The sequence below is a fragment of the Sphingomonas sp. FW306-05-A genome (genome assembly GCF_058782275.1).
In genome coordinates this window covers 77,767-100,361 of record NZ_JBYSXN010000004.1, presented here as the reverse complement: position 1 = coordinate 100,361, position 22,595 = coordinate 77,767, and the positions used below count along the sequence as shown (strand labels likewise).

Genomic DNA, 22,595 nt, shown 5'->3' with positions numbered 1-22,595 from the left:
TTCGATGACGACCTTCACTCAGGCCATGGAAGCAGCCGACTCCCTAATCGACCAGCTGCAGGCGTTCACCGGCGATCCGCGCTTCCTACCGCGCTTCTTCGACACCATTTTCGGGCTTCGCACGGCTCTTGGCAGTGCCAGCGACCGGTTTGCGGCTCAGCATAGCGGCGACGACGGTGATCGGCCGGTGTTTGGTACGGTTCTCGACCGCTGCGAACAGGCCAAGGCGATCGGCACCGCGCTCGCCCCCAGCGAGGCGACGGTGACGCGCTATGCAGAAGCCGTGCAGCGAGCGATCGCGGCGTTGGACGGACAGGGCAGCACATCGGCAAGGCCTGCCCTGCGCGGCACGCTGCGACTGCGCAGTGGATCCGCGGCGTCGGTGAGGGGAGGGCGTCGCCCAGCGCCAGTGTCGGCGTCCGAACCCTACTATGCCAGCCTCATAAAGCTGTTCCCGGTCGAGGCGGTGACACTCTACCCCCTGGCGATAGGCATCGCAGCCGGCGACGTCGCCATCCGCCTGATACTGATCGCCGTCATAACCCTTTTCATCATCGTGCTCCGCTGGTTCGGAACGCAGGAGGAAAGAGGGGGAGATGCCGATGTGGTGGCGATCGGGGTCTCGGTAATCTCGTTCGAGCTCTACGCGGCCTCACTCGGCGGGTTTGGCTACCTACCGGGTGGACCCGAGCAGACCGGCCAGGTCCTCGCCTTCATCACCATCATGTGGGTCGCACTCGTCCCCTTTGTCCTACGCCGCGCCCGCCGCTGACCCAAACTCACCTAGGAGATACGACCATGTGCAGTTCCACCCACCGTCATTCGCTTCACTGCATCCTGCCGCCCTACATCCTGTCGCAGATTGCTGAAAACGGCTCGCCCGAACTGCGTTCAATGGCGATCCGCAGCCTGCTCGTTGATCCGACTATGCGGCTCGTCCGCGCCAGCACCGCTGGACCTGTCACTGGCGCGGTCGCACGGCGTCGCGCCGCGGCGGGCAACATCCTGACCCCGAGCCCGCTCCGGACGATCCGCGACGCGGGCGGTGAGCCCGAGGCACCGGGTGCGACCGTGGTGCGGCGCGAGGGCGACGCCCCCACCGGCGATATTGCCGTCGATGAGGCCTATGACGGGCTTGGCGCGACGTTCGCGCTGTTCTGGGAAGCCTATCAGCGCAACTCGATCGACGATGCCGGCATGCCGCTCGATGCCACGGTCCACTACGACCAGGACTATGACAACGCCTTCTGGGACGGCACCCAGATGGTGTTCGGCGACGGCGATGGTGAGCTGTTCAACCGCTTCACCATCTCGCTCGACGTGATCGGTCACGAGCTCACCCACGGCGTGACCGAGAAGGAGGCTGGCCTGGCCTACTTCAACCAGTCGGGAGCGCTCAACGAGAGCATCTCAGACGTGTTCGGCAGCCTCGTAAAGCAGCACCTATTAGGGCAAACCGCTGACCAGGCCGACTGGCTGATCGGCGCGGAGCTTCTGACCGCCAAGGTTAAGGGCGTTGCTTTGCGCTCGATGAAGGCGCCCGGAACCGCCTATGACGATCCCGTGCTCGGCAAGGATCCGCAGCCGGGACACATGGACGATTTCGTTCGCACCAATCAGGACAATGGCGGCGTCCATATCAACTCCGGCATCCCGAACCGAGCGTTCTATCTTGCGGCGATTGCGCTTGGTGGAAATGCATGGGACCGCGCCGGCCAAATCTGGTACAACGCGCTGCTGGACCCCAATACGAGGGCCAACACGGACTTCGCCGGCTTCGCCCGCGTCACCATCGACGTCGCGATGCGTTTGCACGGCTCAGGCAGTGCCGAGGTGACCGCAGTTACCGAGGCCTGGAGCGCAGTTGGAGTGATCTGATGCAGGCGGGCAAGGCATGCGACGAGACGATGACGGGCGAGGCCCGCGTGCGGATCGAGGGCGGTCTTGCCCATTTCCCTGGGTTGGCGAAGCAGCAGACGGTCTCGTTTGACGATCTCGCCACTCCCGAGCGTCAAGAAATCACCAGCCTCGCAGATCAGACAAACTTTTTTGGTTGCGCGGCATCGAACGACACTGCGAGACCGGATGGTCGAACCTACACAGTGGGCTTGACGATCGACGGCCGTAGCCGAGAGCTACGGCTTGCCGAGCCGATCCAAGATCCGGCAATGGCTAAGCTCGTCTCAGTGGTTCGCCGCCTTACCAAACAACATACCCCCGTACTGTAGTTGCACGGCAGAGCCACTGTTGCTGCCCGTCAGTTATAAATGGCACCGTTCTGGTAACAGCGGCAGCAGCGTGGGACTATCCACGGACGGGGTGCTGGCCCCGTTAATGCGGCCAACCAACGGTTCCATCCTTTTAGACCCGCTGTGCTAGCAGGATGCTCAGTCACCCCAGCTTCGCGTCTGGAATGGTGGAAAGCGGGCCGTCCGCTTCCGGTTACCGGTCGCAAGAAGCAGACATTTGTTCAGCCGGCGGGGTAGGGATCTAAAACGACCGCGTACGGCAGCATCTGCTTCTCGACTATCTTCCTAAGTTAGTCGCCTTAAGCGGGATCGGTCGTGATCGGTATTGCGATCGCCTCACCCACCTCAAGTTGTACGATCGCTTCCATGGCTCGATCGAGTGCCGACGCTTTCGAGTCGGATGCGCGTGACGACTGGCGGTACGGCCCGACGATCTCGGCGTAGCGCTTGTATGCCGCTGATCGCAGACGTTCAGCCATCACGATAAGCCGCTCCAAGTCCGTCTCCTCGATCTTGTTGATCGGCTCGCCGATGACGGTGGTTTCGAAATCATCCACCTTCCACGGCTTCACGGTGAATCTGTCGAGCGAAGAATGAGCGTAAACTGCATTGCGCATTTCGAGTAGCCGGTGATGCAGAGCCCATTCGCCGTCGTCATACTGTATCAGTTTTTCGGGAAACCTGCGGCCGTTCCTTCCAGAAGCGAACACGCGCCCATAGGCCATCACGATTGACGTGATGTAGGCCGACTGATGGCTGTAGGTCTGCCCACGGCTCCACGGCCCCCTGTACCACTTCTTCTTCATGACGTGCTGTGCCCAAGTCACCGCCTTGCTCAGGTCACTGATCGAAGCGTGAAGCTTGGTCATATCAAGGCGGTCGCGCTCGCTGATCTCTAGGAAGGCCATGCCGCGAACATGGGGTCTACCTCCATTTATTAAAATACCGGATCGCCCTTGGCCGTGACTTGATGGGTTGGACGGCCCTTGCACCAGCGTAGCTGTGCAATGACGTGGTCGTTGAGCCACGTCAGCGCCAACCCAGCATTTTACCCAAAATGGTTGCTTTATGCCAATGACGATGCCGTCATATATCTTGAGTGGCCCAGCATATTCGATATGCTCATCCAGATGGATATTTCAAACCCGCTTCGCGTCCTGACTATAGACGGAGGGGGCATGCGGGGAATCTATTCCGCGGCGTTCCTGCATGAACTGTCGTCGCTCTTCGCAAAGAAGAGGGGTTGCAAAGCGTTAGACGTTGGAAAGGGCTTCGACTTAATCGTTGGTACCAGCACTGGCGCTATCGTGGGCTGTGCACTTGCGGCTGGCGAGCCACTCTCGAAGGTGGTGAAACTATACCGCGAAAATGGACCAAAGATTTTTCCGGAGCGAGTGCCGTCGTCGACGGTGAGGGTGCTAAAACAGATGCCGCGTCGTGGATCGATCAATCGACGCGGTGCGGAAGCTTTGAAAGCGGCACTGACCGCGGTGTTAGGCGCCAAGACATTCAAAGAGGTTGAAACATCGCGCGGCATCGCCTTGGCAATACCGGCGGTCGAGATGAGTCAGCAACGATCATGGGTCTTTAAAACCGGCCACTGGGGCGGGACGCGCGACGATGATACGAAGCTGGTCGACGCCTGCATGGCAACCAGCGCCGCGCCCATCTTTCGCTCCCTGGCTGCGGTCGATGCGGGCGGCGAATTGGGTGGTTACCGGGTTTTCGCAGACGGCGGCTTATGGGCCAACAATCCCGTACTCGTTGGTTTGCTCGACGCCATAAAGATGGACCGGACACGCCCAATCGAGATTTACGCCCTCGGCAGTTATCCTAAGCCTGATGGGGAGCGCATTGCAAAGGACGACCTCGATCGCGGTTATATCGACTGGCAGTTCGGAGCCAAAGCAGCCTCCCTCAGCATCGCAGCGCAAGAATTTGCCTTCGATAATATGGCAAGTATGTTCGTGCGGCCGGCGGCCAGCTTTTTGCTTCCATCAAGAATAATCGCTGGATCGTCGCGAAGGCGACTGGCCCTCGCGCTTCTGACTTTCGATCACGATTTTCTTTCCGTCCCGATCGGAAGGCAGAGAAGGCTGAGATTTTAGCACTTTTTCGAGAAGGTCTACATTACGTCGGCGATTGGCATACCCACCCTCAAGACGTTCCATCGCCATCTCAGACGGACATCCGTAACATGACTGAGACCGTTCAGTCCTCTGAGCATTCACTACCAGGATTCTTAATGGCCATAGTTGGGCGCTTGCCGGCACCCGACGGCCTGTGGCTTTCTTTTCACGAGGTACGTGGCGGCTATGCCCAATGCCCCTTGCGCCGTGACCGATCAACCAGAGGCTAAAGCGATTGTCAGCGGACTGTATTCAAAAATTACAGAATAGATATCTTAGTTCGCTGTCGCTTGGTTGGCGCGCGCTCGTTTTTTGTTTGTCGTTCATTTCCGCATTGCCGGCGTATACCAGGCCGTATCAGCCTTTGGGATGGCGTGTTGAATGGCATCCTTGCTTATCAGGAACTGCGCATATATATTCCCATTGGTGGGAAGATATTCTGAGGTGCTACCCGTGGCGGAAAATATGGAGCTGCTCAAGCCGACGGAGGCGGCTGTCGTGTCTGGCGTCGAGTTGACGATAGTCAATCACGCTATCGATCGCGCCTTGCCTGAGCGTGTCGTGCGCCGCGGTAAGGGCAAGGCCGTATCGGCGGAAGCTTGCCTCTATATCGCATTCTACCATCGTAGCGCCGGCAGGTTGACGGCCGACGAACGGCGGTTCGCGATTCAGGATATCGATAGCCGGGTGGCACAGGCTGGGGAGGGCGCATTGCGTTGGCACTCGCTTCGCCGTCATTGCAAGGTGTACCACGATTTCTTGGCACTCGACCTTGATACGTTCTGGAGCGAGACCCACGACCGGTGGGGTAGATATATGGCCGCTCGCGAGGCCGTGAAGACTGATCCTAGCGTTCTTGGTGGCACTCCTGTGATCGCGGGAACCCGTGTCCCGGTGTATGACGTCGCTGCCTCGGTTGCGGCTGGCTTGTCTCCAACTCGCATCGCGAGCGCCTATCCCTCGCTGAGCACCGAGCAGATCGAACTGGCGGCGCTTTATGCCAAGGCCAACCCCCTCCAGGGCCGCCCGACGGAACGTCGAGCCCTTGAAGGCGCCAAGGTCCTATCGAAGCGAACCGTCGAACGACGCCGACAGGGCGCGTGAAGCTTTTCATCGACGAATGCCTCAGTAACGAGCTCGTGCACCGAGCGGTTGCGCGAGGCCATGAGGAAACCACGAGCGTTGCCTTTCGCGGCCTTGCCGGCACTCAGGACTGGAACCTGGTGCCGATCGTGGTCGCGGGCAACTACACGCTGGTGACGAAGAACTCGGTCGATTTCCGCGGGGCAGCGGATCATCCAGGCGAGAAGGGGCTCTACATGGATGTCGAGCTGCATCCAGGCCTTATCTGCCTCAACGGTCCCAGGGGCATGGACCTCGAAATGCAGCTCGAACTGTTCGAGGTTGCGCTTGACGAAATCGATCGGCTTGAGAGAGATCTTATCAACAAGTGCCTGGAAATAACCCCTCTCTCCGATGAAGAGGACGGGCGGATTGAGATCACGGTGTACGACCTACCGACTCTTTAGCGTCAACCGACCCGCTCGCCTGTACACGCATCAGCCGTGAAGGGTGGGCGCAATCGCATCCTTACCGCGTCCCAGACACCTATTAGCGTGAGAGTCGCCGACAGGCCGCCTGGCGATGCCCTTAACCTTCGGAACGCTTGTCGCCTTCGGCGAGGGCGCGGGTGGTGGAGGAGTTGTCGGTTCTACGCCTGGTCATATTAAGCGCCTGCTCCATGTGCCGATATAGCAGATGGGCAGTGTCGCGTCACCGGAACAGCTGGATTCCCATTTCTCGATCGTTTTTGGGACAGCTAACGACCGCCTGGCCTCCGCTGATGCTGGCTACACAACTCCCGTTCCGCCTATGAATGAACGTCTGAAGTTGGAAAGTGAAAAAGACAGCGCGAATGACCACAACTGAGTCTCGCTGACCCGGATCGGTCGACGGTTTTCCGCGGCGGTGGTCTCAGCTAGCCTAGTCGCGCCGAACCTGTATGCCAGCAAGTAGGTCGCTGACGGGAGTTGATAATGGATTTGGTGTCCAGGCGGACGATGCTCGCTGCCCCTTGCTTTGGGACGCTCGCCATAGCCGTGGCGGCAGGTGCAACAACCGCGACGACGCCCGGCATTCTCGCCAACTTGTCGACCTGGATGGATTTGGCGTCCGTACCGGGCGCGAGCTGGGCAATGCTGGACCGCTCCGGCGCCATCTCGTCTGGTGCGGTCGGCTACGCAAAGGCTAATGCAGTGCCCGCGACACCCGAAACACTGTTCGAAGCAGCATCGCTGTCGAAGGTGGTTCTTGCGGTCGCGGTCCATGACATGGTGCGGGAAGGCCTGATCGACCTCGACCGGCCGGTGGCGGAGCATGTCGCGTTCACGGATGATCCTGCGACGCGATCGATCACGCCTCGCCACCTGCTCTCCCACTCTAGTGGCCTGCCTAACTGGCGCGACGAAGCGGGCGAGCCGTTAACAGCCGCGTTCCCTCCCGGCACGCGATTCCGCTACTCTGGCGAGGGCTTCGTCCTGCTTGGCCGGTTGGTCGAGGCAGTTACAGGCCAGACCGCCGCGCAGGTGGTGGAAACGCGGGTCCTGCGACGGGCGGGGATGAGCCGAAGCACCTATGGATGGGCAAGGAGCACCGAGCCAGCAGTCGCGTGGGCGCACGACGGAGGTGGAGGTGTACTCATCGACAAAGGACCGGCGGGCTATGCGATACGTCGCGATGCTGGCCCGCCGAAACCAGTCGACCGGTGGACGTTAGGCGAACGGGAGAAAGCGGCCGTCGCACTTGGCAAACCGGCAATGCCAATATTCATGATGCCCAACATGGCGGCCGGATTGTGGACCACCGCCAGCGACTACGCGCGGTTCCTGACTTTCGCACAGCGCTATCCAGGGCTCTCAACGAAGACCACACGAGTGAAGGGAACACTCGACTGGGGGCTAGGCTGGGGAATGGAGAGTGACGGTGGGCGGCGTTTTGCATGGCACTGGGGCACCAACGACGGCGTCGCGAACCTATTCGTTGTGGACCTCGTGTCGGGCCTGGCGATCGTGGTCCTTACCAATGGCGATGCTGGGCGTAAGGTATACGAGCGTGCTGCCCGCACTGTCTTCGGACGCGAGTTCGATGCGTTCGCCTGGCTGAAGTGACCTCTGCCGGCCCATCCGGCTCTGCTTGCGATATGGAGAGGGCAGCCGCCTTAAAGTCGCAACCCTGTCACCACGCGCATCTTAGTCGGCTTCTGGAGTATGACTGAGACGCTCTCAATGGCCGGGGATGGGTCACGCTGATCGCAGATAGCGTATCGCAGCCTCCAAAATGTCGCCGCCCATGAGGACAGGTACATCTGGTTCCAGTTCCCATCTGGGGTTATCCTGGACGTCGTAAACTGGCTCTGCTGAGTATTGCAGCGCCAGACCAGTGCGGTCGAGCCGTAACGGAAAGACTGCGGCACCTACCCGCATCATTGGCGTTCCTACGATAGTCGCACGCCCGAGACCACGCATGCCCATGGGAAAGCCCTCCGCCATGCTGGCGCTCCACCGCGTTGTGAGGACAGCGACCTTACCGGTGTAGGTAAAGGAGCCCCGCGGCTCGACGGTCTCTGTCCAGGCAGCACTCAGTCGGTTGCCGTCTCGCCTGCGCATGCGGGCATAGGGCATCGTCTCGGTGATAAATCGCCCCATGATCGGGCGGGCTACCGCGGTGTCGCCGCCACCATTCTGACGAACATCTATGATGAGTCCGGGTGCATGCCGGAAGCTTGCCAGCGCCGCGTCGAAGGCCGTCACAACCGCATCGTCAGCAAAGCTGCGAACGACGATGCAACCGATGTCATGACCTAACATCCGGCTCTCGACATTGGGGAGCGTAACAGGTTGCTTCACGCGGACGGGAACGACGTGTTCCGAACCTGGCGTCGACCGCACCGTTAACGTCCTTGGCATGCTGCGCCGCCCCGATACCGCCACGTTAAGCGCAAACGCCGTTGCCGCTGGATCTGGACGGCTAAGACAACGCGGCATTATGTCCGAAGCGATCTGCCCAATCGGTCGGCCGTCGATCGCAAGCACGCTCTGGCCAGGCGTAATGCCCGCATCCGCTGCGGGGGACCCATCGCGAACGCTTGTGACAAACGCCGTACCATCGCGGTTGGGTTCGACCCACAGATCGAAATATGGCCCGCGCGCCGCATCCGGCGCCGGATCATTCAAGTGGGTGTGCGCGTCGTACAGTTCGCCGATCACCCGGCCAACAATGCCGGCGAACGCTTCAGACGATTGGGCGGCAGCGGCGAGCGGGCGATACATTTGCCTTACTGCCTCCAATCGGTGCGCTTCTCCCCGAAATAGCAGTAGCGCTCGTCCAGTGTCCGCCAGAGTTCGTCGAAGTCCTCGACATAGGTCACGTCATGAGCCGGCTCGCCCGCCTGGGCTATACCCGGTGGGAATGCCACAACCGTACCCAGGGCGATACCAGCGTGAAGCAGCGAGCGACGGGTCATGGGGTGGTGCATGTGATCGGCTTTCGCTGGTGGTCTTCCATGCGGTTAGCCGAAGGAAATCTCGCCGCCTTGAACGATATTGCTGTCGGGCAAGCGGTGCGAGCTTACCTGTTTGCGTAGCGTGCCGGTGATACACCGACGATACGTTGGAACTGCCGTGTGAGATGGCTTTGGTCGGCATAGCCGACATCAAGCGCAACCTCCGCGATTGGCTGACCTGCCAACAGCAGGCGTCGCGCTGCGACGATGCGGCACTGATTGCGGTACGCAAGGGGGGTGATCCCCACTCCCTTGCGGAAACTTCGCGCAAGATGGAAGACGCTGATCCTTGATACGGTCGAGAGCGTGCCCAGCCCAAAGCCGTCGGCGAAGTGGGCGTCGATGTAGCTTCGAGCGCGCGCAACGGCATCGCTGGATACGCGGGTGTCATCCGACGATTGTTTTACCTGGTCGGCGAACAGGACCCCAACCAGCCCTGCGAGCGCGCTTTCCTGTTCCAAACGCCCCGCGTCGTCGCGACACAAGAAGGCGTGCGCATCAGCAACGATGGAGTGAGACTGATCGCCAGCCAATACAGGAGAGTCAAACCGCGGCGCGTTCAGGCGCTCGGCGATGTAGGGACGTATCGCTTCGTCGGGGATGTACGCGACGCGATAGCGTAAGGTCTCACCTCCCGTCGTTCGGTTGGCATGCGGCTGGTCGGGATGGAGACGCAGTACCTGACCTGCCTCGACGTTGTAGGTTCTGCCGCCAACAGCGAGGGCCTCACAGCCTGCCATGACCGCGCCGACTACCCATTCCGCATGGCTGTGCTCGGGAAAGGCTCGCTCGCTATACTCGACGGATACGAGTTCGACGCCTGGTAGGTAGGAGGGGCGGGAGAAGTGGGCATCATTTCTCACTGGCTCACTCATGTTAACGCGTCGCCTACCCAGAGCCGAACGCCGATCAGTCCAAGCAAGTATGTCATTGCGCCTTACCGATCCACGCGCGGCCGGATCCCAAATCGAGCGTCAGGTCGCGCCTGCCCATCAGTTGCATGCCGATATTGCCGTCCATGATCATATTCGGAAATACGCGTGCTTGCCCGGTAAATACTACGTCGCGCGTGATCGTCGCGCTAACCGGCTGAGCCGTCCGAATGTCCGTGCGTAAGCCCAGGAGCGGCGCGATCTGCGGCGACACGAAAATGGTTGGCCCTGCGTTGGCAGAGTCCAGTTCCATCCAGGCACGACCCCGGGGGGTGTTCACCCCGATGTTGACGTCGAGGGCGGCACCTTCTGCTCCCCGCACCAGCCGAACCGGCACTTCGAGACCGGACTTCATACGCGCCGCGAGGGAGTCCGGTGTTTCGATCACGATCTGGCGACTAGCGAAGCGAATAGTGATGATACGGCCAGCGAAGAGGTCTAGTCCGATCGAGCCGTCCAGCTTGGCAGTGTCGGCATCGAGCTTGCCGAGATCGTAGACGATCGCTGTCGGTGCTGTGTAGGCGTGGTTGCCCATTTTAAAAGCAACGTCATCGCAGCGTGGTAGGTCCAGTCGCTCTCCTGTCATACGAAACGCCGTGGCGTTGCCCCAAGGTTCGCAGCCAAGATCGCGGGCCAGGGCTGGCGTAATCATTGTCACCCCCTCGCCGGTGTCAAACAAGAAGGTCCGCTCGCGGCCGCCAACCGATGCCTGAACAGTGAACTGCTTACCTTGAAAAAGCTCGAGGCTTATCGTTTGTGGGCCGCGGTCTTGCGATGGGCCGGCGGGAAGTGCGGCGAGCAACGCGCCCATCATCAACATTTTCACTAGCATCCCCTTACCCCGCAGGCTTCACTGGCGGCGGGGTCCCCATGCCGGCGGGTGCTGCAACGGCACTGCGTTTGAACCAAACCCGTCCTTGAGCGAGATCCATGGTGACCACCCAATCTTTGAGAAACGGCATGCCAAGGTTTCCATCGATCACGATGTCGGGGCTGAAGATCATCCCGGACGCTTCGACACTGGGGGCGATCTGAAAGCGGCCTTGTTGCGGCCCCTCGCCGGTAACCTTCTTCAAGCCAAGTAGAGGAAGAAGTTTTGGTGCAACCAGGATCGTGCCGCCATTGCCGCTGTCCAGCTCAAGGCGCGCCACTCCACGTTCGGTGGGGACGTCAATGAACACAGACAGCGCCAGGCCGCCAATCTCACGAGCCAAATGAGCAGGAAGCTCTACCGCGTTCGCCTTGCGCCCAGCCGCGCTTTCACGTGTTTCCAACGTGAGCTCGCGACCTGCAAAATCGATGGTTACAGTGCGTCCGGCGAATGCGTCGAAGGCAAGCAGACCATCGATCGGTGTGTCGGGAGACCCCACGTCCATGACGATTGCAACAGGGCTCTGTAGGGTCTGGTTCTTCCAGTGGATTGCAATATTGTCGCAACGTGGGGCGGTGATCTTCGTGCCGGTCATATGAAACCCGGTGATTGATCCCCAAGGTTGGCAGTCCATCTCTTTTGCCAGCGCTGGTGAGATCACCGTCAGTCCGCCTGCAGTGTCGAGTTGAAAAAGCCGCTCCCGTCCGGCCACCTTCACTCGTGCCGCTACGCCTTTGCGGTAGCTTTCTAACGGCAGCCGCACCGGACTCGTTGGGGCAGCATAGGCTCCAGACGCCACACTAATGACCAACGCGGCCGATAATAGCTTTTTCAAATGAATGCCCTTTTCGCGGTACGATACTCGCCCATCTTAGCGATCGAATAGACGCTGATTTTTACTGTTCAGGCTAAAGGCCGGCGATCCAGCGCTCAAGCTGATCGGTACTGCGCATGTCGCCGGTGTAAGCATGTACCGGCCTGGCCGGGACGTTCGAGCCGCGTTTCCTGCCGCGATACACTTTCATCGGAATGACGGCCCGGGCAAAACCGCTGGGCAGATCAACTTGCCGTACGTCCATATAGAGCGAGTCAGCGCTCGTCTCCTGCCCGACATGAATGCCACCTAACGCGGTCCATAGATCGACCGCATCCAGGCATGCCGAGCCGCATCCCCAGTCCGTCAGCACGAATACCCGCGCCTTCAGCACGGGAGCAGTGCCAGTTGCCGCTGGCTTTGCTTCGTCGGCATCCACTTCACGCCAGAGCGCCTTCCCAAGCGCGCGGGCAGATATCATGCCCTTCGCTGTACGAGCGGCCCAATCTTTCGCCGCCTGCGACACATCGGCGGAGTTCTGCCAGGCGGTACGATAGCCTTCGAGCGTTGCAATGTTTCCGGCCGAAGCGCGCCAGTCGACCCCTTCCGATCCTGATGGAAGCGCATTCACTGCAGCCTGGCCCCAGAGGATAGCCGCAATCTGATACGACCAGTCGGACGATCCACCGCCATTGCCTCGAAGGTCGAGCACGATGCGCGGCGCTGCCGCGACCGCGCTGGCGTCCTCCCTCATCGTTTTGATGATAGGCGCGAGGGACTTGGCATCAGCGCTATCGGGGTCACCGTTGAAGCCGGGGAGCGAGAACCAGCGCGTGCCGTCAGCAAGGGTTCGAGCCGCGAACTCCGGATGCGCCCGAGGTGCAGTAGCGGCAAACCTTGTGTCGAAGTCTGCCTCAGGCAGATCGCGCCAACTGAGCGTCACATTCTTAGGCTTGCCATCGACCTTGAAACGGCAGCGGACTGGACGCTTGATGTAAGGGTTGGCGGCGTCAAGGAACAATCGACCACCATTGGTCGCTCGCTGGCTGACCAGTTCCCACCTGCCTCGGAAAGCACCGACGTTGCGGGCAGTCAGGTGTTCGGCATCAATGCGATCGCAGCTTAGAAGCTCTGCACCGAACGGTAAGGGAGCGTCATCTGCTCGGGTCATCACGACCTGACGTCCGGTGCCGTCAAAGCCGGTCAGGAAGCCGGGCCAGTGGATCGGCAGGGCGGCTGGCTGGTCAAGGTCGAGCGCGACATGTCCATCGTTGAAGCTCGCCACGTAACCTCGCATCGCCCACAGATATCCCGGGTAGTCTCGAACGGTCGCAGCGCGGCGCAAGGCTGAAGCCAGAGCGGCATCATTGCGACGCGCAAAGCCGGGGTCGAGTTTGTTGTAGGGACCAGGGTGATTGTCGGCGATCTGGTCGTGATAGGCCTGAGCGTCCGTCCGCAAGGTCGTTGCCCAGTCGCGGGGCACGTTGGTCGGACCGATCAGCAGAACCGCCGTTGGTATGGCAAGGAGCGACAGGTTCATCTCGGCGCCGCCAGTTTGCTCGCTGCCTTCTCGAGATAGGGCCTGACATCAATCGAACTGTAGCCCGGCGTCGTCGAGGCGAAGTGGCGCAGCCAATACCCGTGACCAGACCCATACACGACGAGGATGCGATCGCCTGGTTTTGCCACGTTGATGAGCTTGGCGAAAATCTTAGCATTGCGCAGATACCACATGGCATTCAGATCTGCGCCAGGTTGCTCCTTACCGTCGCCAAGGCGGAGCAGGGAGTAGTATAAATCCTGTCCACCCATGGGCGTGGAGGGGTCATTATAGCGGATCAGCATCCGCGGTATGCTGGTGGTTGCCTGCTCAGCCTCAAACTTCCTGGCAGACGCCTGGACCGTCGCAAAGGCGGCGTCGAGATAGGCTTGCTGCCCATGGGCTTTTGCGTAAGCTTCGACCCGGCCGATTGGGAAATAGTCCGGTTCGCCCTTGCCGGGTTGCTCATCGATGCCTTGAACGGACCGAAGGCCGGCGCGAACAGCAATGCGGTAGCCGATCTGAGTTGTCTCGTCCCGGTCGGTCTTGAGCACGCTTGGGGAAAACGTTGCGAAGTCCGTCACATCGTAGGTCGGGCCCGGGCGTTGCGCCTCGACCGTCACCCGTGTCGGTTTGAACTCTGCAATGGCATCAGCCAGTGCTTCCAGTTCGCGCTGACGCTGCGGTGTGGTGACATCATCGACATGGGCATTCACCTTGTCACGACCAGGGTTGCCGAAATGATAGCTACCCAGCACCATCACTTGGACGGGTTGCTGTGGTGCAGCGGTAACAGCAGGCGTTACTGCCGCAGCGAGTATGGGTAGCAGCATGCAGCAGGCCTCCTTGGTGTGGTGCTCAAACAATACACGTCGAATGGCAGCTGTCTATCTGGATTTGCTGCGTTTGACGCCACTGTAGATGAGGTTGGTCCGACTGCTGGCAGCGACGCCAGTCCGGGAATCGGTACGTTTGCGAGCAGGCCGAGTTACTCATATCCCCTGTTGATCTCATGCCCTAACAATCCGTTAAGTCAGATTATGATGGGGTAAGGGCAGTTGAGAAGACGTAGCTTCCTCATGGGTGCAGCAGGGGCCGCTTTATCAGGCGCTGTGCGTGGAGCGGACCTCATACCCAATGGAGCGGTGGGCCTCACATGTTCGAAGGCGGGCGTATCGGGAATTATTTCGCATGGCGAAGATGGCGCAATTCTCGATCCGTCGTTCCGTTGGCGCATCGGTTCCAATACCAAGGCGCTGACAGCCGCCCTATACGCCCGCTTGGTCGATCGCGGGCGGTGCCGATGGGGCGCAAGCGTACCTAGTCTCTTCCCGGCAATCGCATCGCATCCGGCTTGGGTCGACATACGTGTCGAGGAACTATTAAGTCATTCAGCAGGCCTAACCGATACCTTCGTTGACCCTCGGTGGTTGGACGCGAGGCGGGCCGATCCAAAATCGGCCAATGAACAACGGCGCGATCTGGTTGAGCGCGTTCTTAGCAGTGCTCCGCCGGAAAGGCGGGGTGTCTATCGCTACGGCAATCTGAACTACGTGATGGTGGGCGCAGCTATTGAAGAGGCGGTCAACGTTACGTGGGAGGAGGCACTACGGGGTGAAGTTTTTGGAGCTTTGCGTATTGCCGAAGCGGGGTTTGGGGCACCTCCTCGAACGGGGCCGTGGGGGCGGGAAGCTAATGGTGGCATATTGAAACCCATTGACCCGGCTCTTGGTGAGGCTGACAATCCGGCGGTACTATGGCCATCCGGCGGCGTACACATCAGCGCCTCGGGTTACGCGCAATTCCTGGCCAGTTATTTGGGCGGCGGGCCACCTTTTCTTTGTGCAACGACGCTAAAGCACTTGCTTACCCCAGCCCGGCCGGATTTGGGCTATGCCGGGGGTTGGAGCCTTGACGGACCATCCGACTCTCCGGCCAGCAGACTAACGCACGATGGGTCGAACACCCTATGGTTTGCGAGTGCAATTATCGACCGCAAGTCCGGTCATGGGTACAGGGCGCTTACCAACTGCGGCGGCGAACGTGGGGTCGCAATTACATCGCAGATCCTCGAACGCATCTCTCTCAGATCACCAAGCACCTAGCCAGATCAAAGGGCGGGCCAATGAATGAGCGTCCGAAAATGGGAACCGTCTTAGTACCGTTGAATGGCGGCTTGTGGGTCTTTTTAGCCGTGAAGCCGCCGTTCTGCTTATTCTTGTAGATCTGAATTTCCGGGGTTCCCGCTATTCGTCGTCTGAGTAAAGCCCTGAAAACCTTCCGTCCTTAAGTCCACCAATAAGCCAAGTCTGCGGCGTGCCTTTCTCAAACGTCACCATGTAAGTCTCCTCGCGGCCGCCGGCCAGATCCGCTTTCAGGAGAGTCAGTTTCTTGATCGGTCCCTTTTTTGTCAGCGGAGGACCCATTTTAGATATCTGCTGTTTGCACGCCTTGAGAAGTTTTGGCTGCATCATGTCCGCGGGGCAGGTACCGGTAGCCGTTCTAGTTAAGATCGTCCTCAGTGCAGCAGAGTAATTACCCTGCGCAGCGGCGACAGGTGCTGACATTGCAAGTACGGCGCCAGCAAACAGAAACGGGAAGGTATAATTCATTATCAGTCCCCCATTGATCTTGCATATTTTCTAATGTCTCAAAGGGGCGGTGGCCATAGCAAAAGCGCGGTGTTGGGGGATTGGTCGCTGACGGCTCGCTTGGTTGTGCCAGCCCGGCGAACCTTTTTGCAGTGGCACTCAGCGGATTGCCCTTGTTCTGTTTTAGCACTGCCGTTTCCCGCGTGCTGCTGTTCTGGGGTGGGTTCATCCTGCCGCATCTGCCCGGCCCGACCGTCGGCGATTGGTCTGGATTAGCTGTCGCAAAGTGTGGACTGGATTTCGGTCGTCCGCTGGCCTCAGCAACGCTCACAGATGATCGAGCACAAGCCAGCTGCGGCTAAACACACAAACGCAAGGCCGATAATAATGGTTATGTTAAACTCTATAAATTGGTTAGGCTGGTACGCGGGACTTTCGTGAGCCGCTATTGCGTCGATCAATCCTATCCACCGCTAGTCTAATAACGCCTATAAGTTGCCCGCCAACGCCAAACGCACATCTGGTGCTATAGTATACACGGCCTCGCGCTGTGCACCCCTATTGGGATGATCGACGCGGTACCCCTGGTAATGGCGATGCAGCAATCCAGCGCGCACAAGATCAGATACCGCTCGGCTAACGTTTGTCCGACCGGATCGCAGAATGCGCGCTTGGATTTCCTCGTCCTCCTGCTGAGCCAGATCTGCCGCGTTTTTCAAGGTGCCAGCCTTTGCCATGAGTTCCGACCGGACCGCTGAAATCATGGCCGTGCGGCGACAGTCCCGGTTGGCCAGCGGCGCCAGTGCTCGGCAGAGCCAGTCGCGCACCGGAACATGGTCGGCTTCGCTTCGGACATAAGGTCCGAGACTGCCATCCTCCCCTGCGCCCTTCGCAATCAGATTGAGGATCAGCAGCGCATATCGGGGACGCCTCGATACCTGCGAAACACGCTCGACAAGATCTGGCAGCGCTACGGCTGGAGGCGGCATAGCGAGCGGGGCTTGCTCTATATGGTCAAAGAGATCGGCTTGGTGGAACATAGCAGGAATCTAGCACAGTCGATTCCGCTGTGAATCCCCCTAAATCATCGGGCTCAACAAAAATCACCAGTGTCACTTTACCCGAACGGTAAAGTGACACTGGTGATTTTCCGAACGACTTGGTTAGGAGAGACGTCGGATAAGGATCGCCACTAGACAGCAAATCTTACCTTGAGCGCTTGTTACTCGCCTACCGGCAGGCGCCCGACACGGGATTGTTCGAATTGCTCAACGACCCGCATGCGCTGCTGGACGATCCGCGCTGGATGCCATGCTACCCAAGCTGACCCCGTGGTGCGTGCCCACAATCTAGGACGAACTCTTGTGATCGGTCCGACACGTTGGAACAAATTCAAAGGAACTACGCTGCCACGACGGGTTACCAAGCGGTACTACGATTCTTCATCTAACGAAAAAAACGAAATGTGATCCACCCGCCTCGGTCAATGGCTGCGGGCGGATCATTAGGTTCCGAATGAAAACCCCGCGCTATGGCTGCGCTATTGCTATGACAGTAGCACTGTCTCCGGACGCGTAATCACACAAAATTAACCAACTGTTGTTGTTGCGAACGAATCGTGTCTTTCTGGGACAGTCTAGAACCCCCAGCCCTGGAAGCAGCATCAAAACCACCTACCCTTATCGAACCGTTACCAGCAGATCGACCGAGATAGCGGCGTGCACGATCCGCTGGGTGTGGGGCCATGCACAGATCGCCAATGACGCTACATCGCCAGTAGGCTCGGCAACTGTCAAAACTAGCATCACTGGCCCTCCGGTAGCTCTACGCACAAGGGTATCGACGGTTATAGTTGTGGGCATGTCAACGCGGTCCTATAATCTTGCCGCCATCGGCAGCCCATCGGCAGCCCATCGCGGTACATCTGGAGATCGCCCATGCCCGGATACGCGAAGGAGGGTGAAATACACATACTCGCGCCGCAAAACGCGCAGCAAGCTACATTGCTAAGCGAGCACAAATAGGGATATCGAAAGCGGCGAAAAAACGCAGTGGCACAAGAACTAAGCTGAGCGTTAATCATCAACGTGCTAGGCACGTGCCATGGGTGAGATTGAACGACAGGTTCCCGCGGGACTGATAGAGCAATGGGCTGTGCATCTGCGCCGTCAGAGGTCGCGAGCGGCAGATACTATCTGGCTTCTCGACAACGGCTTCACAGTCCATGATGGCAGGAATGGCGTAGCAACCGTGGAAGCGTCAGCGCGGGTGCGCGCGGAACAAGAAGTGATTGTAGCTGAAGTAAGCGCGTTGCTTGATCAGTATGACGCCATCAACCTCCGCGGATCACAGTTCGGGTAAACTGGCTACTTTGTCCCAGCCTGCCGGTTGATGACAAGTTCACCCGCGTTTCGATGACAACCGGCGGCGCGGATGTATCTCTTCCCACGAGTGTCATCGCTCATTGGGCGAAATGAACGAGCAAGGCACACCTTGCTCCGCCTTCGCAACGTTCGGTTCCGGTCGAACGCACGATAAAAAATGCCCGCGATGATGAATCATCGCGGGCAAGAGTTTCTGGAGTAGCCGCCTTGGAGGGACGACAACCTTACATAGAGCCAATATGTCGGAGTTAAAGAACTAACTCGCTCTAATAGAATGCTTTTTTATGACATTCTTGTCACAAACCGGATCGGTGCGGATGGCCCTTCCCCTCCCCTAAAAGCAGCCCGCGGTCTACTTACCTCCACATAAGGCACCGGTTACACCGCAACTGCGTTCGCATGTGGTGAGGTAGAATTGCATACGACGTAACAGCAAGCCGTTCGCCCACCGCGGGGAGAGACAAAATACTATCCGCGGCAACTCTATGCGCTGGGGGTGGTGAGTTTTGATATTACCGTCGTTATCCTAGCCGCCTCCTCGTCTTAGGCGTCGCGCGATAACCATCGAGCCGTCACATACTTTTGCTATGTCTCCAATTACCGACGACGAACACGATTCGGCAATGCCCGAGGGACAAGGTGTGCCGCGTCATCAACTGCGCTGCTGCGTATGCGTCAATGCTGACCGCGAGGAGATCAGCCGACGGCCTGCCGCTGCCTATTGCGAACGCGGCAGTCCAATCCGCATTTGGGGAGCGCCCATCAACATACGCGTGACTAGCTTTGGCGAGTATTTCAGCTAGTCGATCGCTGTGCGACCATCGAAGCTGGATCGATGGATTCGAGCCGCCCAAGGACGGCACGCAGCGTCGTCCGATGCTGTACAATACGCAGTTCCCGGCCAAACTCAGGCGCGAGGCGGTGGCCGGTGCGTTTCGCGACTGCGCCGTCCCGCTGACGGTGGGCCAGGGGGCCTGTCGCCCCCCGACCGCGCCAATCAGAAGTTGCCGCGCAGGATGAACGAGAAGCGACGGTCGTTGACGAAATAGGACCGCGGCGCGAGCGTGTTCGGATCACCGCTATAGGCCTGGAGGGTCTTGGTCACCGAGTTGGTGAGATTGACGCCCTGCACCCCGATCTTCACATATTTGTTGAGGTTGAGGAACGCCGAAGCATCGAGCTGGCCCGCCGCATCCTGGAAGATTGACGTATAGGGGAAGATCACGTCGGCTGCGGTCAGCAGATATTTCGACCGCCAGTTATACGCCGCGCGAACCGAGACCGGGCCCTTTTCGTAGAACAAGGTCGCGTTGACGTTGTGCTTCGACAGGCCTTCGAGCGGCAAGCTGCCGGTCTTAGTCTGCGCCGCGACGTTGGTGACCGGCGATCCGCCATTCAAGAACGAGTTGGGCAACCCGTTGCTTTCGATGAAGGTATAGTTGCCGGTGAAGCCAAACCCGCTGAGCAGACCGGGCAGGAAGTTGAAGGTCTGCTGATAGGCGACTTCCGCTCCCTTGACCTTGCCGTGCCCGGAGTAATTGGCCGGGCCGCGCGTCAGCAGATCGAACGTCTGGCCGTTGTTGGTGAGCGGCAGGCTGACCAGCGACTGATAGAAGAAACCGCTGATATCCTTGTAGAACACGTCTGCGGTCAGCGACCCGACGCGCGAGAAATACCATTCCGCGGTGATGTCGAACTGCCATGCCGTTGCGGGCTTGAGATACGGGTTGCCGACCTGGCTCTGGAAGTTGCCGTTCCCGTCGATCGAGATCTGCTGGAAATTGCGGACCAGATTGGTGTCGGGCCGCGTCAGCACCTTCGAACCGGCGAAGCGCAGCAGCAGCTGCGGGGTTAGCCCCACCTTCAGGTTCACACTCGGCAACCAGTAAGTGTAGTTGTTCGACGCCTGCCCCAGCACGATCGTCGGGTTCGGCGCGGCGAATTGCTGCAAGCGTCCATAGCCAGCCGCACCGAGCAGACACACGCCACCGGGTGCCGCGGGCGTATAGCCGGCGGGCAGGTTCGTGGGTGCCGCGGGAACGCACCGGCTCTGGTAGGAGTCCGCGATGCCGAGGGTTGCCTGGCTCGGGATGATGCTGCCGCCGAAATTGTCCATCCCCGTATGGACGTAGCGCACCCCGACGTTGCCCGCGATGTCGAGCCCCTGGACCAGCGTCTTGGTATTGAACGAGACCATTGCATAGGCCGCGCTGTCGCGCTGATGCACGCGCGTGACTTCATTCGGGAGGTACGGTGAATCCGCGCCGACCCCGGCACGCAGCGCGGCGGGCGACCAGCGCGTCGACGGCGTGCATGGCGGATTTGTCGGTGCCGCAGTGGGCGGACACTGACTGGCCGCACCGGCGGCCTCGACCTGGTTGATGAATCCGACGGTCTGGTCGTACCCCTCGATCATGTTGCCGTTGTAATAATAGGCACCGGCCGGCCCCGGGGTCGCGCCGCGGAAGAAGTTGTCGAAGCTGTGGAAGCTCGCGTTGCCGCCGTTGACCTGATTGATCGAGACTGGGCTACCGGCCCACACCTCGCTGAGCATGCCCCAGTTATACGCCGAATATTTCACCGTCTGATCGCGATCGGCATAGCGCGCGCCGAACCGGATCTTGTCAATGAAGCTCCCCTCGATGTCATAGGTGACGTCGCCCTTGAACTGGAACTCCTTACCGCGGCTGTCCTCGAAATGGTCCATTGCCGCACGCCAGAATTCGACGTTGGGATCGCCGAAATATTGCGCGTCGGTCGCATTGGCCAGCGCCGGGTTGGCCGGGCCCGCCCACGACGCCGCGAGCGTCGCCGGCTTGTGCGAGACGACGCTCGGCAAATTGCCGGTGAGGTCGAGCTCCTGATCGGCATAGGTCTCGCCGAAGATGTTGAGCTGGCGGACCTGATGGCGCGATTCCGTGTAATCGGCGTCGAGCGCGATGTGCAGCCGGTCGGTCGGGTGGAGCAGCGCGTTGAGGCCGTAATCGTTGACCGTACTCTGCTCATAGGACTGCCCGCGCGCCAGCGAGATCGGTGCGCCGCCGGTCGGGATGAACGTGTCGAGCGGCGTGCCGCTGAGGCTGCTGCGATAGCCGGTCCCCGGCGTGGTGATATAGCCGCTCTGGAACAGGCCGTTGGCGTCGTATTTGTAATTGGTGAACTGGCCGACGGGGCATTGCGCGCGCACCGTGCCCGAATTAGCGTCGGCGGGATTGGTCAGCGGGCCGGCGTTGTTCTGCTGGCAGCCGATCGGATAGGTGCTGTATTCCGAAAGATCGGGCGCGGCCTCGAACGTATGCTCGTCCGACCGGTTGGTGGTGTGAGAGCGGATGTACTGGCCGGTCAGCAGGAAGCGGCGGTCCTTCGATTCGAACTGCGCGGCGATGGCGATGCCGTCGCGCTTGCGATCATATTCCTGGCTGCGATACTGCCCGCCAAGCGGCGCATACAGGCCCGACTGCGGATCGGCGAACCCGTCCGCGCCTGCGCCCGATGTCGCGCCGCACGGTGCGTTCGCGGCGGGCAGGGTCGTCGTGTCGGCGTTGCCCGGCAGCGGGTTGCGACAGATCGTCGTGCCGCCCTGGCTCTGATAGGTGACGAGCGTATTGTCGCGCGCCTGGAAATTGGTGATCTGCAACCCGTCGGCGCGGCTGCGGACGCGCGAATAGGAGACGTCGCCGAGCAGGCCGAACCGGCCCACCGCGGTGTCCCAAGTGTTGCTGATCAGGATCGACCCGGTCGGGGTCCATTTCTTGCGCAGATCGCCATAGCTCGCCTGGCTATCGACGCCGATATGGAAGCCCTTGTTGTCGAACGGCTTGCGCGTGTTGAGGTTGACCGTGCCGGCGAGGCCGCCCTCGATCGAGGCGGCGGTGACGTTCTTGTACACCTCGACCGAGCCGAGCAGTTCGGCGGGCACGTCCGAGAAATTTAGCGACTGGCCGCCGATCCCGGCGGAGAAGGCGTCGCGACCGTTGAATTCGGAGCGGACGAAATTGAGACCGCGGATGACCACGCCCGACCCTTCGACCGAGAAATGGTCGGGATCGTTGGACGCGGCGAAGCGGCTGATCGACACGCCGGGTACGCGTTGAAGTGCTTCGGTGACCGAGCGATCAGGCAAGGCGCCAATGTCCTGCGCGGTGATCGCGTCGACCACCGTGTCGGAGTTGCGCTTGATGTTCTGCGCGTTCGCGAGGCTCTGGCGGATCCCGGTCACGACGATATCGTCAGGGTCCTTGGCGGCGTTCGTAGGAGTCGCGGCCTGACCGTCGACGCTTGACGTTTCACTAGACGAAGTTGGCGTCCCGGCGGTGCCAGCCGTGCCCTGTCCGGCAACCGCCCCGGTCGGCGGCGACTGGTTCGACCCACTTGGCAAAGATTGCCCGGCGTCAGCGCTAGTCTGCGCCTGCGCGGCACCGGCCATTGCGACACATAAAGCCGTAGCGGATGCGCTCTGGAGAAAACGAACAAGGTGACGGACAGCAGCCGTCTTCGGCACAAATCGGCGCATTCAGGACCCCT

The 22,595-nt window shown here is 60.0% G+C and carries 21 protein-coding genes; 10 read left to right on the top strand and 11 right to left on the bottom strand.

All coding sequences use genetic code 11. The features are described from left to right. Nucleotides 1-4 precede the first annotated feature (4 nt). The 3 genes from AC3WJR_RS18375 to AC3WJR_RS18365 are packed head-to-tail and all read left to right on the top strand — an operon-like array spanning nucleotide 5 to nucleotide 2,228. Nucleotides 5-772: a hypothetical protein gene (locus AC3WJR_RS18375; RefSeq protein WP_492726848.1), complete on the top strand. Its 768-nt coding sequence runs from the start codon at nucleotides 5-7 to the stop codon at nucleotides 770-772. A 26-nt stretch (nucleotides 773-798) separates the two neighbouring features. Beyond that, nucleotides 799-1,878: a M4 family metallopeptidase gene (locus tag AC3WJR_RS18370; RefSeq protein WP_492726846.1), complete on the top strand. Its 1,080-nt coding sequence runs from the start codon at nucleotides 799-801 to the stop codon at nucleotides 1,876-1,878. Then, a complete protein-coding gene (locus AC3WJR_RS18365; protein ID WP_492726844.1) occupies nucleotides 1,878-2,228 on the top strand; it encodes a protealysin inhibitor emfourin in 351 nt (116 codons plus the stop codon). Before AC3WJR_RS18370 ends, AC3WJR_RS18365 begins: the two co-directional genes overlap by 1 nt. Nucleotides 2,229-2,548: 320 nt before the next feature. On the opposite strand, the gene AC3WJR_RS18360 is transcribed toward AC3WJR_RS18365, so the two are convergent. Continuing rightward, on the bottom strand, nucleotides 2,549-3,157 hold the full coding sequence (locus tag AC3WJR_RS18360) for a hypothetical protein (RefSeq protein ID WP_492726843.1): 609 nt from the start codon (nucleotides 3,155-3,157) through the stop codon (nucleotides 2,549-2,551). A gap of 111 nt (nucleotides 3,158-3,268) precedes the next feature. Between AC3WJR_RS18360 and AC3WJR_RS18355 the strand changes: the two genes are divergently transcribed. From AC3WJR_RS18355 to AC3WJR_RS18335, 5 genes are all read left to right on the top strand, one after another. Further along, nucleotides 3,269-4,357 (top strand): patatin-like phospholipase family protein, encoded by a 1,089-nt coding sequence (locus AC3WJR_RS18355; protein ID WP_492726841.1) that lies wholly within the window; start codon nucleotides 3,269-3,271, stop codon nucleotides 4,355-4,357. Continuing rightward, a complete protein-coding gene (locus AC3WJR_RS18350; protein ID WP_492726977.1) occupies nucleotides 4,246-4,608 on the top strand; it encodes a Mov34/MPN/PAD-1 family protein in 363 nt (120 codons plus the stop codon). The genes AC3WJR_RS18355 and AC3WJR_RS18350 overlap by 112 nt, the downstream gene beginning before the upstream one ends. 235 nt (nucleotides 4,609-4,843) lie before the next feature. Next, nucleotides 4,844-5,482 (top strand): DUF433 domain-containing protein, encoded by a 639-nt coding sequence (locus AC3WJR_RS18345; protein ID WP_492726840.1) that lies wholly within the window; start codon nucleotides 4,844-4,846, stop codon nucleotides 5,480-5,482. Beyond that, a complete protein-coding gene (locus AC3WJR_RS18340) occupies nucleotides 5,479-5,907 on the top strand; it encodes a DUF5615 family PIN-like protein (RefSeq protein WP_492726839.1) in 429 nt (142 codons plus the stop codon). The genes AC3WJR_RS18345 and AC3WJR_RS18340 overlap by 4 nt, the downstream gene beginning before the upstream one ends. Nucleotides 5,908-6,414: 507 nt before the next feature. After that, entirely contained in the window at nucleotides 6,415-7,545 is a 1,131-nt protein-coding gene (locus tag AC3WJR_RS18335) for a serine hydrolase domain-containing protein (protein WP_492726838.1), read from the top strand. A gap of 132 nt (nucleotides 7,546-7,677) precedes the next feature. On the opposite strand, the gene AC3WJR_RS18330 is transcribed toward AC3WJR_RS18335, so the two are convergent. Next, nucleotides 7,678-8,706 carry a S41 family peptidase gene (locus AC3WJR_RS18330; protein ID WP_492726836.1) on the bottom strand — a complete coding sequence of 343 codons (1,029 nt, stop codon included), beginning with the start codon at nucleotides 8,704-8,706 and terminating at the stop codon, nucleotides 7,678-7,680. 5 nt (nucleotides 8,707-8,711) lie between these two features. After that, on the bottom strand, nucleotides 8,712-8,804 hold the full coding sequence (locus AC3WJR_RS18325) for a hypothetical protein (protein ID WP_492726835.1): 93 nt from the start codon (nucleotides 8,802-8,804) through the stop codon (nucleotides 8,712-8,714). Nucleotides 8,805-8,807: 3 nt separating this feature from the next. Between AC3WJR_RS18325 and AC3WJR_RS18320 the strand changes: the two genes are divergently transcribed. Further along, nucleotides 8,808-9,020, top strand: coding sequence for a hypothetical protein (locus tag AC3WJR_RS18320; RefSeq protein WP_492726834.1), 213 nt, complete (start codon nucleotides 8,808-8,810; stop codon nucleotides 9,018-9,020). On the opposite strand, the gene AC3WJR_RS18315 is transcribed toward AC3WJR_RS18320, so the two are convergent. The 5 genes from AC3WJR_RS18315 to AC3WJR_RS18295 all read right to left on the bottom strand — a co-directional run bounded on the left by AC3WJR_RS18315 (nucleotide 9,005) and on the right by AC3WJR_RS18295 (nucleotide 13,929). After that, the gene (locus AC3WJR_RS18315; protein WP_492726833.1) at nucleotides 9,005-9,814 is read right to left on the bottom strand and encodes an AraC family ligand binding domain-containing protein; all 810 of its coding nucleotides are present in this window, start codon (nucleotides 9,812-9,814) and stop codon (nucleotides 9,005-9,007) included. The two genes, AC3WJR_RS18320 and AC3WJR_RS18315, sit on opposite strands and share 16 nt — an antisense overlap. A gap of 52 nt (nucleotides 9,815-9,866) precedes the next feature. Next, nucleotides 9,867-10,691 (bottom strand): retropepsin-like aspartic protease, encoded by an 825-nt coding sequence (locus AC3WJR_RS18310; protein WP_492726975.1) that lies wholly within the window; start codon nucleotides 10,689-10,691, stop codon nucleotides 9,867-9,869. A gap of 16 nt (nucleotides 10,692-10,707) precedes the next feature. Further along, nucleotides 10,708-11,577: a pepsin/retropepsin-like aspartic protease family protein gene (locus tag AC3WJR_RS18305; protein ID WP_492726832.1), complete on the bottom strand. Its 870-nt coding sequence runs from the start codon at nucleotides 11,575-11,577 to the stop codon at nucleotides 10,708-10,710. Nucleotides 11,578-11,650: 73 nt separating this feature from the next. After that, a complete protein-coding gene (locus AC3WJR_RS18300) occupies nucleotides 11,651-13,096 on the bottom strand; it encodes a hypothetical protein (RefSeq protein ID WP_492726831.1) in 1,446 nt (481 codons plus the stop codon). Beyond that, nucleotides 13,093-13,929 (bottom strand): DUF5694 domain-containing protein, encoded by an 837-nt coding sequence (locus AC3WJR_RS18295; protein ID WP_492726829.1) that lies wholly within the window; start codon nucleotides 13,927-13,929, stop codon nucleotides 13,093-13,095. Before AC3WJR_RS18295 ends, AC3WJR_RS18300 begins: the two co-directional genes overlap by 4 nt. 246 nt (nucleotides 13,930-14,175) lie before the next feature. Between AC3WJR_RS18295 and AC3WJR_RS18290 the strand changes: the two genes are divergently transcribed. Continuing rightward, entirely contained in the window at nucleotides 14,176-15,201 is a 1,026-nt protein-coding gene (locus tag AC3WJR_RS18290; RefSeq protein WP_492726827.1) for a serine hydrolase domain-containing protein, read from the top strand. A 141-nt stretch (nucleotides 15,202-15,342) separates the two neighbouring features. Here AC3WJR_RS18290 and AC3WJR_RS18285 read toward each other — a convergent pair whose 3' ends face one another. The 3 genes from AC3WJR_RS18285 to AC3WJR_RS18275 form a co-directional block, all read right to left on the bottom strand. Next, complete coding sequence (locus tag AC3WJR_RS18285) at nucleotides 15,343-15,708, bottom strand: hypothetical protein (RefSeq protein WP_492726825.1); 366 nt, start codon at nucleotides 15,706-15,708, stop codon at nucleotides 15,343-15,345. 467 nt (nucleotides 15,709-16,175) lie between these two features. Further along, the gene (locus AC3WJR_RS18280) at nucleotides 16,176-16,727 is read right to left on the bottom strand and encodes a hypothetical protein (protein ID WP_492726824.1); all 552 of its coding nucleotides are present in this window, start codon (nucleotides 16,725-16,727) and stop codon (nucleotides 16,176-16,178) included. Between the two features lie 2,341 nt (nucleotides 16,728-19,068). Further along, complete coding sequence (locus tag AC3WJR_RS18275) at nucleotides 19,069-22,497, bottom strand: TonB-dependent receptor (protein WP_492726823.1); 3,429 nt, start codon at nucleotides 22,495-22,497, stop codon at nucleotides 19,069-19,071. Nucleotides 22,498-22,595 lie beyond the last annotated feature (98 nt).

What these genes read in the sequence shown, in the direction of transcription:
- AC3WJR_RS18360 (WP_492726843.1), bottom strand. Translation starts at nt 3,157, where the DNA reads ATGGCCTTCCTAGAGATCAGCGAGCGCGACCGCCTTGATATGACCAAG.
- AC3WJR_RS18275 (WP_492726823.1), bottom strand. Translation starts at nt 22,497, where the DNA reads ATGGCCGGTGCCGCGCAGGCGCAGACTAGCGCTGACGCCGGGCAATCT.
- AC3WJR_RS18290 (WP_492726827.1), top strand. Translation starts at nt 14,176, where the DNA reads ATGGGTGCAGCAGGGGCCGCTTTATCAGGCGCTGTGCGTGGAGCGGAC.
- AC3WJR_RS18335 (WP_492726838.1), top strand. Translation starts at nt 6,415, where the DNA reads ATGGATTTGGTGTCCAGGCGGACGATGCTCGCTGCCCCTTGCTTTGGG.
- AC3WJR_RS18310 (WP_492726975.1), bottom strand. Translation starts at nt 10,691, where the DNA reads ATGTTGATGATGGGCGCGTTGCTCGCCGCACTTCCCGCCGGCCCATCG.
- AC3WJR_RS18345 (WP_492726840.1), top strand. Translation starts at nt 4,844, where the DNA reads ATGGAGCTGCTCAAGCCGACGGAGGCGGCTGTCGTGTCTGGCGTCGAG.
- AC3WJR_RS18365 (WP_492726844.1), top strand. Translation starts at nt 1,878, where the DNA reads ATGCAGGCGGGCAAGGCATGCGACGAGACGATGACGGGCGAGGCCCGC.
- AC3WJR_RS18285 (WP_492726825.1), bottom strand. Translation starts at nt 15,708, where the DNA reads ATGAATTATACCTTCCCGTTTCTGTTTGCTGGCGCCGTACTTGCAATG.
- AC3WJR_RS18295 (WP_492726829.1), bottom strand. Translation starts at nt 13,929, where the DNA reads ATGCTGCTACCCATACTCGCTGCGGCAGTAACGCCTGCTGTTACCGCT.
- AC3WJR_RS18315 (WP_492726833.1), bottom strand. Translation starts at nt 9,814, where the DNA reads ATGAGTGAGCCAGTGAGAAATGATGCCCACTTCTCCCGCCCCTCCTAC.
- AC3WJR_RS18300 (WP_492726831.1), bottom strand. Translation starts at nt 13,096, where the DNA reads ATGAACCTGTCGCTCCTTGCCATACCAACGGCGGTTCTGCTGATCGGT.
- AC3WJR_RS18370 (WP_492726846.1), top strand. Translation starts at nt 799, where the DNA reads ATGTGCAGTTCCACCCACCGTCATTCGCTTCACTGCATCCTGCCGCCC.
- AC3WJR_RS18330 (WP_492726836.1), bottom strand. Translation starts at nt 8,706, where the DNA reads ATGTATCGCCCGCTCGCCGCTGCCGCCCAATCGTCTGAAGCGTTCGCC.
- AC3WJR_RS18375 (WP_492726848.1), top strand. Translation starts at nt 5, where the DNA reads ATGACGACCTTCACTCAGGCCATGGAAGCAGCCGACTCCCTAATCGAC.
- AC3WJR_RS18320 (WP_492726834.1), top strand. Translation starts at nt 8,808, where the DNA reads ATGAGCCGGCTCGCCCGCCTGGGCTATACCCGGTGGGAATGCCACAAC.
- AC3WJR_RS18280 (WP_492726824.1), bottom strand. Translation starts at nt 16,727, where the DNA reads ATGTTCCACCAAGCCGATCTCTTTGACCATATAGAGCAAGCCCCGCTC.